This is a genomic window from Streptomyces sp. NPDC015139, from assembly GCF_043079785.1.
Lineage (GTDB): Bacteria > Actinomycetota > Actinomycetes > Streptomycetales > Streptomycetaceae > Streptomyces > Streptomyces albidocamelliae.
On the sequence record NZ_JBIBUW010000003.1, the window covers coordinates 747583 to 761132 of the forward strand.

Sequence of the window (13550 nt, forward strand, 5' to 3'; positions counted from 1 at the left end):
CGAGTCCTACGGAAAGGTCGTGACGGTCCAGGTGGCAGCCCACCGAAAGCCCCGGCAGAGTCCGCTCAGCGGCCATACGGTCCGGACGGCCGCCACCCTCGCCCTCGCGGGCGCTGCCACGGCCACGGCGTTCGACGGGACGGGCCACGCCGAGCCGCAACTGACGCCGACCCAGGTCAAGGCGAAGGTCGCCAGGCTGTACCAGGAGGCGGAGGCCGCCACCGAGAAGTACAACGGGGCCAAGGAGAAGGCCGACACCGCCCAGCACCGGCTCGACGGGCTGCAGGACCAGGCCGCCCGCAAGCAGCAGCGGCTGAACACGGCGCGGGACGCGCTCGGTTCGATCGCGGCGGCCCAGTACCGCGACGGCGGCATCGACCCGGCCTGGCAGCTGGCCCTCTCCAGCGACCCCGACCACTACCTGGAGGGCGCTGCCTTGGCGGAGCGGGCCGGCGACCGGCAGGCCGACGCCGTGTCCCGGGTGCGCGATCAGCTGCGTGAGATCGAGCGGCTGCGCGGCGCCGCGCGGGTCGAGCTGAAGTCGCTGCGCTCACGGCAGACGGAGCTGAAGCGGCAGAAGATGACCATCACCGGCAAGCTCGAGGAGGCCCGGCGGCTGCTGTCGCGGCTGACCCCGCAGCAGCAGGCGGAGGCCACCGGTGACGGGACCGGGACCGGGCGAGCTTCCCGGTCGGCGCCGGAACCCCGGGACGCACCGGAGCCGACCGAGTCCTCCCCGGCTCCCCACTCCCGTGCGGCGGCGGCCGTCTCCTACGCCTACGCCAAGCTCGGCAGCCCCTATGTGTGGGGCGCGACCGGCCCGAACGCCTTCGACTGCTCGGGCCTCGTCCAGGCCGCCTACCGCTCCGCCGGCCTCTCCCTGCCGCGCACCACCTACGCCCAGATCAACGCGGGCCGGCGCGTGTCCCGGTCGGAACTGCAGCCCGGCGACCTCGTGTTCTTCTACTCCGGCATCAGCCACGTCGGGCTCTACGTCGGCAACGGCCAGATGATCCACGCCCCCAACCCGTCGGCACCGGTCCGGCTGGCCCCGATCGACCAGATGCCCTTCGCCGGGGCCACCCGGGTGGCATGAGGGTGTCCCCCCTCCCGGGGGGTCAGACCAGTCGGCGCGCGGTCGCCCAGCGGGTCAGCTCGTGCCGGTTGGACAGCTGGAGCTTCCTCAGCACCGCCGAGACGTGGGACTCGACCGTCTTCACCGAGATGAACAGCTGCTTGGCGATCTCCTTGTAGGCGTAGCCACGGGCGATCAGGCGCAGGACCTCGCGTTCGCGCTGGGTGAGCCGGTCCATGTCCTCGTCCACGGGCGGGGCGTCGGTGGACGCGAAGGCGTCCAGGACGAACCCGGCGAGCCTCGGGGAGAAGACGGCGTCGCCCTCCTGGACCCGGAAGATCGAGTCGACCAGGTCGGTACCGGTGATCGTCTTGGTGACGTAGCCGCGGGCCCCACCGCGGATCACACCGATCACGTCCTCCGCCGCGTCGGAGACGGACAGGGCAAGGAAGCGCACGGGCTGCTCGGCGTCCGCCATCAACGCGGCGCACCGGCGCAGCACTTCGACCCCGCCGCCGCCCGGCAGGTGGACGTCGAGCAGGACGACCTCGGGCCGGGTCGCGGTGATGACGGTGACCGCCTGGTCGACGTCCGCCGCCTCACCGACCACCTCGACACCGGTCTCGGCGGTCTGCCCGATCTCGGCCTGGACACCGGTACGGAACATCCGGTGGTCGTCCACGAGCACCACGCGTACGTGCCGCCCGCCCACGCCGCCGTCGCCCGGGCCGGTCCCCGCCGCATCCCCCGCTCCGCTGGTGCCGTTCGCCTCGGTCGCGTCGCTCATGACGTCTTCTCCGCCCTCTCCATCTCCAGCTCGACCTCCGTGCCGCCGCCCGGCACCGCCCGCAGCCGGGCCGTGCCGCCGTTGCGCTCCATGCGGCCGATGATCGATTCTCTGACGCCCATGCGGTCGGCGGGTATCGAGTCGAGGTCGAAGCCGGGACCGCGGTCTCGCACGGACACGAAGACCGACCTCCCCTCGACTTCGGCATAGACCTGTACGGCGCCGCCCTCGCCACCGTACTTGGCGGCGTTCACCATGGCCTCGCGTGCGGCCTGCATCTGCGCCGCCGTCCTCTCGTCCAGCGGGCAGTCGCCGACGACGACGACCTCTATGGGCACGCCGTGCTTGTCCTCCACCTCGGCCGCGCTGCGCCGCACCGCCTCCGCGACCGTGTCCGGCTCGTCGGCCTCGTCCTTGCCGGTGCCCTCCGGCTTGTACAGCCAGGTGCGCAGGTCGCGCTCCTGGGCGCGGGCGAGGCGGCGCACCTCCCCCGCGTTGTCGGCGTTGCGCTGGATCAGGGTGAGGGTGTGCAGCACGGAGTCGTGGACGTGGGCGGCGACCTCGGCACGCTCCTGGGCACGGATGCGCATCAGGCGCTCCTCGGACAGGTCCTGGGTCATGCGGACCAGGTACGGGCCGGCGAGCAGGGTGATGCCGACCAGGACGGCGAGCGCGGCCTGGAGGACGGCGCCGAGGTGGGCGGCCGAGCCCTGCAGGACGAAGATGGCGGACACGCCGGCCGTGACGAGCAGGACGCCGCCGGCCGCCCGCAGCAGGGTGAGGGTGCGGCGCCGGCGGCCGACCTCGGCCCAGCGGGCCCGGCGGGCGTTGTCCGCCTGCCGCCAGACCAGGGCGACTCCGGCCGCGACGAGCACGGCGGGCACCAGGTACGCCTTCGCCGCGTTGCCCATGTTGACGCTGCCCACGAAGACCACGGAGACCACGACCATGAGGAGCAGCGCGACGATCTGCCCCCGGTCCGGCTTGCGGGCCACGAGTCTGCGGCGGCCGTCCGGCGAGGTCTCCGTGCCGACCAGCGTCGGTGGCCTCTGCTCGCCCACGCCGCCGACGCCGAGCGGGACGAAGAACCAGAACGCCGCGTACAGCAGGGCGCCGAGCCCGTCGGCCATGAACAGCCCGACGAAGACGAGCCGCACCCAGATGACGGGCAGCCCGAGATGCCCGGCGAGGCCCCGCGCCACTCCGCCGAGCCAGCGTCCGTCGCTGCTGCGGTAGAGCTTGCGCGGCGGCCGCGGGTCGTCGAGTGGCAGGCTTGCGGCTTCCGGCATGGCAACGATGGTCACACGGCAGGCGGGGCGGAGCATCAGGGTCGGTCCCCGAGACGCCCCTGATCTTCGCCGGGGTCGGGCCGGGGCGGGACCGGTCGGGGCGGTCCGACGCCGGTCGAACGCTTCCCGGCCTCGTCTCAGGGCCGATTTCAGGGTTCGCCCAGGGTCGTCCCGACTGCCACGGCGGCGGCCGGGCCGTCACCATGGACGCATGACGGATCACGAGCACGCCGCGACGGGTCCGGGACCCGGCACCGGCCCGCGCCCGGCACCGGGTACCGGACCGACGGATGCCGCGCCCGCCGCGACGGGGAGGACGGGAGCGGCCGGCCGGGGCCCCGGCGACGACCGGAGCCACACCCACCCTTCTGCCCACGCCCGCACCGGCCCCCGCGCCGACGCGGGCACGCGGGAACCCGAAGAGGAGCAGGAGCCGGGCCTCGGCGAGGCACCCGCCCGGTTCCGGCGCGACCGTCGGCACAAGATGATCGCGGGCGTGTGCGCGGGCCTCGGGCGCCACACGGAGATGGACCCGGTGATCTTCCGGATCACCCTGGCCGTGCTGTCGGCGACCGGCGGCATCGGACTCATCTTCTACGGCTTCGCCTGGCTCCTCGTGCCCTACGAGGAAGAGGAGGAGAACGAGGTCCGCAAGCTGCTCACCGGCCGGGTCGACGGACAGGCGCTGGCCGCCGTGCTGTTCGCCCTGGTCGGCTGCGGGGTCTTCCTGACCATGCTGCGCAACGGCGGGGTGCTGACCTTCGCCGTGGTGCTCTCGCTGCTGCTCGCGGGGGCCGGGTACTGGTCGCGGCGCCGTGGCGCCGCCGACCCCGACCCGCTCGCCGCGCAGGCCGCCGCCGACGCCCCGCCGGAGGCCCAGGCGCCACCGGTCGTCGCCTCCTACCCGTCCTGGTGGCGGGACCCGATCGTCAAGGACGGCACCCATGTCGGCGGTACCGGTTATCTGTGGGGCCCCGGCGACGCCCAGGAGCGGGACCTCGTCTCGGTGGTCGACGTCGGCGTCGCCACGCCGTGGAGCCATTCCGGTTCCGCACAGCCGGCGGCGGCGCGGCCCGCGCCTCCGAGACCGCGTGGCCCGCGCTGGATCGGCGGTTGGGTGTTCCTGCTCGCCCTGCTGGCGGGCGGTCTGGGCACCGGACTGACCTGGCACACGCACCCGCTGGGCACCAGCCTGCAGACCGGTCTGGCCTGTGCCCTCGCGGTGTTCGGCCTGGGGCTCGTGGTCAGTTCGTTCCTCGGCCGCACGGGCGCCGGCACGGTGTTCCTTGCGATAGTCACGGCCGCGCTGCTCGCCGGGGTGTCGGCCATGCCGAAGGACATCACCACGCACTGGCGGGACACCACGTGGAGACCCGCCGCGGCGGCGCGGGTGAGCTCGGTCTACGAGCTCGGTACCGGGCGGGGCACGCTGGACCTGAGCCGGGTGAGCCCCGCGGAGGGACAGCAGGTCTCCACTAGCGCCCATGTGGGCGCGGGGCGGCTGAAGGTGGTCGTGCCGGCGGACGCGACCGTGCGGATGAGCATCGATGTGGGAGTGGGCGACATCCGGTTGCCCGGGGACGACAGGAAGGACGTGGACGTGCAGCCGGGCAGGCACAAGGACGTGACGCTCGAACCCACCCGGGGCGCCGGGGACGCGGGCACGCTGGACCTCACCCTCGAAGTCGGTGTGGGAGAGGTGGTGGTCAGCCGTGCTGCGTCATGAGTTCCAGCCGGGGAAGCTGGTCGCCGGTCTCTTCCTGATCGCCACCGGTGTCGTGTACGCCGGGGACGCGGGCGGCCTGTGGGAGACGCCGTGGTTCGCGATCGTCCCGCTGGTCGTGGGCGGCCTGTGTCTGGCCGGGGCGATCGCCGTAGTGACCCGGGGGATACGCAGACGGGGCGGCACCGAGGGCGGCTAGAGGTACCCGCCGGACCGTCGGCGCCGGGTCCGCCAGGCCGCGTCCACGGAGAGATAGGGGGCGCCGGCGAGGATCAGGGGCAGCCAGGCCATCAGGTAGGCGAGGTCGTTGCCGTAGTAGTAGGGGCTCGTCGCCCAGCTGACCGTCAGCCACAGGCTGAGCGAGATCAGCGCGCCACCGAGGGCGGCGAGCCGGCCCAGCAAGCCGAGCAGGGTGCCGATACCGACGGCCAGTTCACCGAGGGCGATGCCGTAGCCGAAGCCGACGGGGCTCTTGAGGGCGAGGTCGATGAGGGCCGGGACCGCGGCGGAACCGCGGGCCGCGCGCATGGTCTCGCCGATCGAGCCGGCGCCGCCGGATTTCAGAAAGGTGCCGTCGGTGAGCTTGTTCAGGCCGGCGTAGACGAAGGTGATTCCGAGGAAGACGCGCAGCGGCAGCAGGGCGTAGTGGGCGGCGGTGTCCCGCAGTCCGCGGGGGCCGTCCAACCGGGTCGCATGCGTGTCCGTCCGAATACCGTGAGTCATCACTGCCAGCCACCTCTCGCCCGCGTGCCACCCTCACTTGACGATACGTATGACAAGGGAGGCCCGTTCAATCCTCTACCAGATGATTTTCCGGATCCAGGAGCCCGGCGCGAGCCACTGCGGCGAGTGGGGGTGCGTCAGATACGGACCAAGGGCCACCGAACGAGCAGGGCGGACCTGCTCATCGGTCTGTCGGGCCCCCGGCCGGCCGGTGATTCACTCGGTCACCTGGACGACGCACCGGTTGGTCGCCACCCCGGCCGCGGTCACCACCTGAACCTCCACCGAGCCCGGCTCCACCTCGGCCGGGACGGGCACGGTCAGGACCGTGTCCGTGGGATTGCGGAAGCCGCCCGCGACGGGGACGAGCGGCACTTGGACGTCGACCGCGCCGATGCGGACGACCATGCGCGACAGCCGGTCGGCGCTGTGCGCGCCGGGCGGGACGAAGCCGGTGCCCCGGATCTCGATGTCGTCGCCGGTGCGGATCGGCCCGTCCAGGTCGCCGGGTTCGCGGGCGCGGACCACCGAGAGGACGGCCGGGCGGCCGCCTTCGGCGTACTTGCCGGCCAGATAGGTCGCGGCCGAGATCAGCACGATCACGCCCAGCCCCCACGGCAGGTCGGGCAGCTGGTCGGGGCGGCGGGCGAGCCGCACGGCGGCGAACAGCAGCGCGACGGCGCTGATGGCGACGTACTGGATGTCGGTGAAGGCGCCCCGGCCGGAGTCGTCGGTGAGCAGGTCGGCGGCGCGCGGCCGGTGGGCCGGCACCTTTTGCAGCCGCTGGGCGACGGTGCGCAGGCCCACCACGCGGCGGACCAGGACGGCGATGCCGCACACCACGGCGAGGACGGTCACCGCGCCCGCGCCGCGCGCCAGGCCCAGCCCGGCGATCAGCGCGTCGCGCTCGGCGTGACCGGAGGCGGCGGCCAGCCGGACGGCCAGGAGCAGGACGGCGTAGAGGACGAACAGCACCCAGCAGGCGGCCACCGAACGGGACGTGGACATCCGGTTGTCCTCGCCGATCACCGGGGCCAGCGCCCCGCCCCGTGTCCGGTGGAGCAGACAGGCGGCGGTCAGCGCGCCCGCGACGACCAGCGCGGCGAGCAGGGCCGCGGTGCGGGCACCGGTCCAGCCCGCGCCGATCGCGGTGAGCGCCTCCGCCAGCAACAGGACGGCCACCGCGCCCCACACCACGCACAGGGTCCGCAGCCACAGCCGGGCCAGCCATGCCTCGCCCTCCTCGCGGCCGCGTTCGGCGACGGCCTCGGCCCGCTGGGTCAGCTCCTCGGAGACCCACTGGCGGGACGCCGAGGCCGAGTGCGCCACGGCCGGCGGCAGCCCCTGTCCGGCCGCGAACTCGTCGCGCCGGCGCAGGAACGCGGCGACCGCCCGCCGGTGTCCCTCCCGGGCGCCGTGCGGGCAGCCCCCACAGGTGCAACCGCCCTCGTGGGCCCCGTCGGGGCCCGTGCCCCCTCTCGCTTCCTGCACCGCCACGCCCGACGCCCGCCTTCCCCACGGCCTTCCGACCCGGTCGGCGGCACCCGACGGTGCCCGCGCCACGGCCGATAACTCCCCTGTGTCGAGAGCGAATTGTGCCCTACGCAAGGCCCCGCGGGGTCACGGGACCGCGTCAATGGGGGTGAATTCGGAGGCGTCGGGTTGACCCGGCCGCGAGAATCTCCGTACGGCCGGGATCGTCCGGCGGCACGGGGTGCGCGGGGCCTTCAGCTGAGCAGGTCGGGTTCGCTGCGGCTGATGTCCTGCCACAGCGGCTGGTAGTTGATCCAGGCCACGAGATCGCCGCCGAGCTGTTCGCGGGTGGCGACGGCCTGCCGGTGGTCGATGAGCACCGGGCGCCCGGCCGCGCGGGCCATGAGCTGTACCTGACTGGACCGTTCCAGGGAGAGGAACCACCAGGCGGCCGCGTCGACCGAGTCCCCGACGGTCAGCAGACCGTGGTTGCGCAGGACCAGCGCCTTGCGGGAGCCGAGCGCACCGGCGATGCGGCGGCCCTCCTCGGCGTCGACGGTGACCCCGCTGTAGGCGTCGTAGAGCGCCACGTCCTCGTAGAAGGCGCAGCTCTCCTGGGTGATGGGGTCGACCAGCTCGCCGAGCGCGGCGAGGGCGCGGCCGTGCACGGAGTGGCAGTGGGCGACGGCGACGACGTCCGGGCGGGCGGCGTGCACCTGGGCGTGCACGGTGAACGCGGCCTGGTTGACGTGGTAGCGGCCCTCGACGACCTGGCCGTCCTCGTTGGCGAGGACGAGGTCGCCGACGGTGACGTGCTTGAACGGCATCCCGAACGGGTTGACCCAGAAGCAGTCGGAGAACTCGGGGTCGCGGGCGGTGATGTGCCCGGACACCCCGTCCTCGAAGCCGTGGCGCCCGAAGATCCGCAGGGCGCCCGCGAGGCGCTCCTTGCGGTGCCGGCGTTCGTCCTCGACCGAGTCGTGCATCGGCGGCATGGCGAACTTCAGCTGGTCGGTGGGCAGCGGCGGGGGCGGGGTGGGCCCGTGCATAGGTCCTCCAGCGCTGGGATTGCGGTACGGGCCGGAAATTACCCCCGGTCGGCGCAAAAAGGCAGGGCTGTTCTGTAAAGATGACGCGCAGGCCGGATTCTCCGGGGAATCGGCGGCGAAATCCCGACAGAGGATGTCCGGTATCGGCTTCAGACTGCGGCCATGAGCCCGATGACCTGGGCGGCCTTCGCCGCCGCCGAACCCGATTTCGCCCGGACCGTCGAGCGGCGCTTCGGCGCGTTCCGGCACCACGTCCTCGCCACGCTCCGCAAGGACGGCTCGCCGCGCACCTGCGGCCTGGAGGCCGACTTCCGCGCGGGCGAGCTGTGGCTCGGCATGATGGACGGCTCCCTCAAGGCCCGTGATCTGCGCCGCGACCCGCGCTTCGCCCTCCAGGCGAACCCGGGCGGGGGCAAGGACCTGGGTGGCGGGGACGTACGGATCGCGGGACGGGCGTACGAGGCCGGCGCGGAGACGAAGGCCTGGTACGGGGAAGAGGTGGAACCGCCGCAGCCGTTCCACCTCTTCCGCACCGAGGTGACGGAGTTCGTGCTGACCCGCGTCGAGGACGAGACCTACCTGGTGGTCCAGGTGTGGAAGCCCGGAGAGCCGGTGCGCACTCTCAAGCGGACCTGATCGCCCGGACTACTCCCACTCGATGGTGCCCGGCGGCTTCGAGGTCACGTCGACCACGACCCGGTTGACGTCCCGGACCTCGTTGGTGATCCGGGTCGAGATCTTCGCCAGGACGTCGTAGGGCAGCCGCGACCAGTCGGCGGTCATGGCGTCCTCGGAGGAGACCGGGCGCAGGACGATCGGGTGGCCGTAGGTGCGGCCGTCGCCCTGGACGCCCACGCTGCGGACGTCGGCGAGCAGGACCACCGGGCACTGCCAGATGTCACGGTCGAGGCCGGCCGCGGTCAGCTCCTCGCGGGCGATGGCGTCGGCCTCGCGCAGCAGGTCCAGACGCTCCTTGGTGACCTCGCCGACGATGCGGATGCCGAGACCCGGGCCCGGGAAGGGCTGGCGCTGGACGATCTCCTCGGGCAGGCCCAGCTCGTGGCCGACCATCCGGACCTCGTCCTTGAACAGCTTGCGCAGCGGCTCGATCAGCTGGAACTCGAGGTCCTCGGGCAGGCCGCCGACGTTGTGGTGCGACTTGATGTTGGCGGTGCCGGAGCCGCCGCCGGACTCGACGACGTCCGGGTACAGGGTGCCCTGGACCAGGAACTCCACGGCCGGGCCCGCGTCGGCGATGATCTCGGCCTGCGCCTGCTCGAAGACGCGGATGAACTCGCGGCCGATGATCTTGCGCTTCTCCTCCGGGTCGGAGACGCCCTTGAGGGCGGTGAGGAAGCGCTCCTCGGCGTCGACGACCTTCAGCTGCACGCCGGTGGCCGCGACGAAGTCCTTCTCGACCTGCTCGGTCTCGCCCTTGCGCATCAGACCGTGGTCGACGTAGACGCAGGTGAGCTGGGAGCCGATGGCCTTCTGGACGAGCGCGGCGGCGACGGCGGAGTCCACCCCGCCGGACAGACCGCAGATGGCGCGCTTGTCGCCGACCAGCTCGCGGATCGCGGCGACCTGCTCGTCGATCACGTTGCCGGTCGTCCAGTCGGGCTTGAGGCCGGCGCCGCGGTACAGGAAGTGCTCCAGCACCTGCTGGCCGTGCGTGGAGTGCATGACCTCGGGGTGGTACTGGACGCCGTAGAGCTTCTTCTCGTCGTTCTCGAAGGCGGCGACCGGGACGACCTCGGTGGAGGCGGTGACGGTGAAGCCCTCGGGGGCGGCGGAGCAGGCGTCGCCGTGCGACATCCACACGTGCTGCTCGTCGGGGGTGCCCTCGAAGAGGGTGGAGGAGTTCTTGGAGACGTGCAGATCGGTGCGGCCGTACTCACGGGCGCCGGTGTTGTCGACGGTGCCGCCGAGGACCTGCGCCATGAGCTGGAAGCCGTAGCACATGCCGAAGACGGGGACGCCGGCCTCGAAGAGCTCGCCGTCGAGGCGGGGGGCGCCCTCCTCGTACACGGACGAGGGGCCGCCGGAGAGGATGATCGCCGCGGGGTTCTTGGCGAGCATCTCCTGGACCGGCATGGTGCTCGGCACGATCTCGCTGTAGACCCGCGCCTCGCGGACGCGACGGGCGATGAGCTGGGCGTACTGCGCGCCGAAGTCGACGACCAGGACGGTGTCGGGGTTGGCGGCAGTGGGAGTCGCTGATGACACGGGGTGCCTTCTGGTGGTCGGGCGGGGGTCTGTGCTACCGAGTCTAACGGGGAGGGCGGTGCGGCATCCCCGGTAAGGGGGCCGTGGCATACTGGGCCCCATGTTCACGCAGACGACCTACGTCTTTACCTATGGCACCGGGCCCGCCGGCTGCCATGGTCGTGCTGCTTGAGCGAACGCCAAGCGACTTCCCAGGCGCCCCGGGCCGACAAGGCCCGGGGCGTCTGTCGTTTTCCGGGTTCCGCCGGCCCAGGGCATCCACCATCCCGAACGAGGAGCCCGACGTGACCACCACCAGCCCGGAAGCGATCACCAGCCCCGCAGCGGGCCCCACCCCGGCAGCGGCCTCCGGCCCGGCACCGGCCACCCCACCGGCCACCGCACCGGAGGCGACCATCGCCGACGCCCGTGAGCGCATCGACGTGCTCGACGACCGGATCATCGGTCTCATCCAGGAGCGGATGGCCGTCTCCTCCGTCGTCCAGCGCACCCGCATCGCCTCCGGCGGCCGCCGCGTGCACCTGTCCCGCGAGATGGAGATCCTCGGCCGCTACCGCGACGCCCTCGGCAAGCCCGGCACCCCGCTGGCCATGACGCTGCTGGAGCTGTGCCGGGGTCGCATCTGAGTTCGGACCCGGTCTCACCCGTACGGCGCGTGACCGGCTCGCGCACCGCTTCGTTGAGGGGAGTGTCCGTGCCAGCCAGGGGCGGGCCCGACAGAACCACGCGTGGCTCGCTGGAGTGATGAGGCGTACGGGTCGTGCCGTACGCCGTGGGACCTCGCTCCAGGAAGTGACCGGACGGCAGGGGACAGCAGCCCGGTCACCCAAGAGAAACGGCCGGCTCCGGGGACGCCCGGGGCCGACCGGCGGAAAAACTGCAAATATGCACCAGTGCCGGGTCAAACGGTTGCGGATGCCGCGCTCATCCACCACGATGCGTACAGCCCCAAGTCCCGGCGCAGACAACGGCATTGGGTGCACCGGCCGACCACCACAGGTCGTGCCCATCCGCCATGAAGGCAACACGAACAAGCGGCGCAACCCCCCGGCGCCGCTCCCAGGCACCGGCGCTGCCCTGACGCCGGTGCTGACTGAAAGAAGGGCCCCGCGGCCTCTCCGTCCCGCGGGGCCCTTCGTCATGTCCTCGATCACCCCAGCCCGGACATGTGACCCACCGCACACGAAAAACCCACGTGGGCCGGGCAACCCTTCCGCCTTTTCGCTGATCAAACCTGCCGGATCAAGAAACCGGTGCGCCGGCTCACGAGACGGTGAGAGGGAGCTGCCTTCGGAGGGGGAGGCAGGTCCCTCTTCGCCGTCCCGGGCCATCCGGCTCCCGGTCTCCCGCCTCCCGGCCCACGGCCTACTTCTTCGGCGGTACCGCCGGCATCCCGAGGAACGGCAGCCGCAGCGCGCCGAACGCCTCCGCCGGGACCGCCGGGGTCTGCGGCTCGACCGGCTTCAGCCGCTCGTACGCCGTCCCCGTCGCCGGACGCGGGTCCGCCTCGCCCTTGTTCGGCCAGAAGGACATCGCCCGCTCGGCCTGCGCGGTGATGGTCAGCGACGGATTGACGCCCAGGTTCGCCGAGACCGCTGCGCCGTCCACGACCGAGATGCCGGGGTGGCCGTACAGCCGGTGGTACGGGTCGATCACGCCGGTCTCCGCGGAGTCGCCGATGGGGCAGCCACCGAGGAAGTGCGCGGTGAGCGGGGTGCCCATCAGCTCGCCGACGTTGCTGCCCGCGAAGCCGTTGATCTCGGAGGCGAGCGCGGAGGCGGCCTCCGTGGCGGCCTTGATCTGCTTGGGGTTCGGGGCGCCGTGTCCCTGGCGTGCGGTCAGCAGCCCCTTGCCGGGGCCGCCGGGCTTCAGGTACGTCGTCAGGGAGTTGTCCAGGGACTGCATGACCAGCCCGATGATGGTCCGCTCCGACCAGCGCCGGTTGGACAGGGAGCGGGCGACCAGCACGGGATGCCGGGCGGCGTTCGCCAGCCACGCCAGCACGCGCGAGGAGCCCTCGGCGTACGGCACCTGGAGGATGGAGAGGCCGCCCATCGAGTTGGAGCCCTTGCCGTAGCGGACCGGCTCGATGTGGGTGTTCTCGTCGGGGTGGATCGAGGACGTGATGGCGACTCCGCGCGTGAAGTCGGCCCGCGGTTCGCCGGTCGCCCTGCGGTAGCGGCGGTCGTCGGTCTGAGCACCGACCAGCGCCTCGGAGTTGGTGCGGGTCAGGTCGCCCAGCCGGTTCGACAGGTACGGCAGGTGGCCGGCGGTCTTCATGCGGTGCAGCAGGGTCTGCGTGCCGTAGGTGCCGGCCGCGAGCACCACCCGGCGTGCGGTGAGGATCCGGCCCGCGCCCTTCTTCTTCCGGTCGGTCGGCAGGGTCGCGACGGCGTACCCGCCGCGCGAGTCGTCCGTGACCGACACGACCGTCGTCATGGGGTGGACCACCGCGCCCGCCTTCTCGGCGAGGTGGAGGTAGTTCTCGTTGAGGGTGTTCTTCGCCCCGTGCCGGCAGCCGGTCATGCACTCGCCGCACTCGGTGCACGCCTTGCGGGCCGGGCCGGCCCCGCCGAAGTACGGGTCCGCCACCTCGCCGCCCGGCCGCGCCTTCGCCGTGCCGTCGGCGTCCTCGCCGTCGCCGAAGAAGACGCCGACCGGGGCGAGGTGGAAGGTGTCGCCGACGCCCATCCGCTGCGCCGCCGCCTTCAGGTGCACGTCGGAGGGGGTCATGGTCGGGTTGAGCCGTACGCCGAGCATCCGCCGTGCCTGGTCGTAGTACGGCTTCAGCTCCTCCTCCCAGTCGGTGATGTCCCGCCACTGGGGGTCGTCGAAGAACGGCTTCGGCGGCACGTAGAGGGTGTTGGCGTAGTTGAGGGAGCCGCCGCCGACGCCCGCGCCGGCCAGCACCATCACATTGCCCAGCAGATGGATGCGCTGGATGCCGAACATGCCGAGCCGGGGGGCCCACAGGTAGTTCCGCAGGTCCCACGAGTTCTTCGGGAGGCTGTCCCGGGTGAAGCGGCGGCCCGCCTCCAGGACGCCCACCCGGTACCCCTTCTCGGTGAGGCGGAGTGCGGACACCGAGCCCCCGAACCCCGAACCGACGACGATGACGTCGTAGTCGTACCCGTCCTTGTCCCGGGTCTGGGCGGACTTCTCCTGCGACACGTGCTCTCCTCGTCGAGAACGGGGGTGGGAACGG

At 72.4% G+C, this 13550-nt stretch carries 12 protein-coding genes; 5 read left to right on the top strand and 7 right to left on the bottom strand.

Annotation, left to right across the window (positions count from 1 at the left end):
* Positions 1-31 precede the first annotated feature (31 nt).
* Positions 32-1096, top strand: a complete 1065-nt coding sequence (locus tag ACF08B_RS12115) for an NlpC/P60 family protein (RefSeq protein ID WP_392317299.1) — start codon at positions 32-34, stop codon at positions 1094-1096.
* 22 nt (positions 1097-1118) lie between these two features.
* Here ACF08B_RS12115 and ACF08B_RS12120 read toward each other — a convergent pair whose 3' ends face one another.
* Entirely contained in the window at positions 1119-1862 is a 744-nt protein-coding gene (locus ACF08B_RS12120) for a LuxR C-terminal-related transcriptional regulator (protein ID WP_392317225.1), read from the bottom strand.
* Positions 1859-3151: a PspC domain-containing protein gene (locus ACF08B_RS12125; protein WP_392317226.1), complete on the bottom strand. Its 1293-nt coding sequence runs from the start codon at positions 3149-3151 to the stop codon at positions 1859-1861. The genes ACF08B_RS12120 and ACF08B_RS12125 overlap by 4 nt, the downstream gene beginning before the upstream one ends.
* Positions 3152-3362: 211 nt before the next feature.
* On the opposite strand from ACF08B_RS12125, the gene ACF08B_RS12130 reads away from it, so the two are divergent.
* On the top strand, positions 3363-4877 hold the full coding sequence (locus ACF08B_RS12130) for a PspC domain-containing protein (RefSeq protein WP_392317227.1): 1515 nt from the start codon (positions 3363-3365) through the stop codon (positions 4875-4877).
* A complete protein-coding gene (locus tag ACF08B_RS12135; protein ID WP_392317228.1) occupies positions 4864-5073 on the top strand; it encodes a hypothetical protein in 210 nt (69 codons plus the stop codon). The genes ACF08B_RS12130 and ACF08B_RS12135 overlap by 14 nt, the downstream gene beginning before the upstream one ends.
* Here ACF08B_RS12135 and ACF08B_RS12140 read toward each other — a convergent pair.
* The 3 genes from ACF08B_RS12140 to ACF08B_RS12150 form a co-directional block, all read right to left on the bottom strand.
* Complete coding sequence (locus ACF08B_RS12140) at positions 5070-5597, bottom strand: DoxX family membrane protein (protein WP_392317229.1); 528 nt, start codon at positions 5595-5597, stop codon at positions 5070-5072. The two genes, ACF08B_RS12135 and ACF08B_RS12140, sit on opposite strands and share 4 nt — an antisense overlap.
* Before the next feature lie 216 nt (positions 5598-5813).
* The gene (locus tag ACF08B_RS12145) at positions 5814-7094 is read right to left on the bottom strand and encodes a hypothetical protein (RefSeq protein ID WP_392317230.1); all 1281 of its coding nucleotides are present in this window, start codon (positions 7092-7094) and stop codon (positions 5814-5816) included.
* 230 nt (positions 7095-7324) lie between these two features.
* The gene (locus ACF08B_RS12150) at positions 7325-8119 is read right to left on the bottom strand and encodes a class II aldolase/adducin family protein (RefSeq protein ID WP_392317231.1); all 795 of its coding nucleotides are present in this window, start codon (positions 8117-8119) and stop codon (positions 7325-7327) included.
* 171 nt (positions 8120-8290) lie between these two features.
* Between ACF08B_RS12150 and ACF08B_RS12155 the strand changes: the two genes are divergently transcribed.
* Positions 8291-8755 carry a pyridoxamine 5'-phosphate oxidase family protein gene (locus ACF08B_RS12155; RefSeq protein WP_392317300.1) on the top strand — a complete coding sequence of 155 codons (465 nt, stop codon included), beginning with the start codon at positions 8291-8293 and terminating at the stop codon, positions 8753-8755.
* Positions 8756-8764: 9 nt separating this feature from the next.
* Here ACF08B_RS12155 and guaA read toward each other — a convergent pair whose 3' ends face one another.
* On the bottom strand, positions 8765-10345 hold the full coding sequence (guaA, locus tag ACF08B_RS12160) for a glutamine-hydrolyzing GMP synthase (RefSeq protein WP_392317232.1): 1581 nt from the start codon (positions 10343-10345) through the stop codon (positions 8765-8767).
* A 284-nt stretch (positions 10346-10629) separates the two neighbouring features.
* Here guaA and ACF08B_RS12165 point away from each other — a divergent pair, with 284 nt between their 5' ends.
* A complete protein-coding gene (locus ACF08B_RS12165; protein WP_392317233.1) occupies positions 10630-10971 on the top strand; it encodes a chorismate mutase in 342 nt (113 codons plus the stop codon).
* A 739-nt stretch (positions 10972-11710) separates the two neighbouring features.
* Here ACF08B_RS12165 and ACF08B_RS12170 read toward each other — a convergent pair.
* Positions 11711-13516: a GMC family oxidoreductase N-terminal domain-containing protein gene (locus ACF08B_RS12170; RefSeq protein WP_392317234.1), complete on the bottom strand. Its 1806-nt coding sequence runs from the start codon at positions 13514-13516 to the stop codon at positions 11711-11713.
* Positions 13517-13550 lie beyond the last annotated feature (34 nt).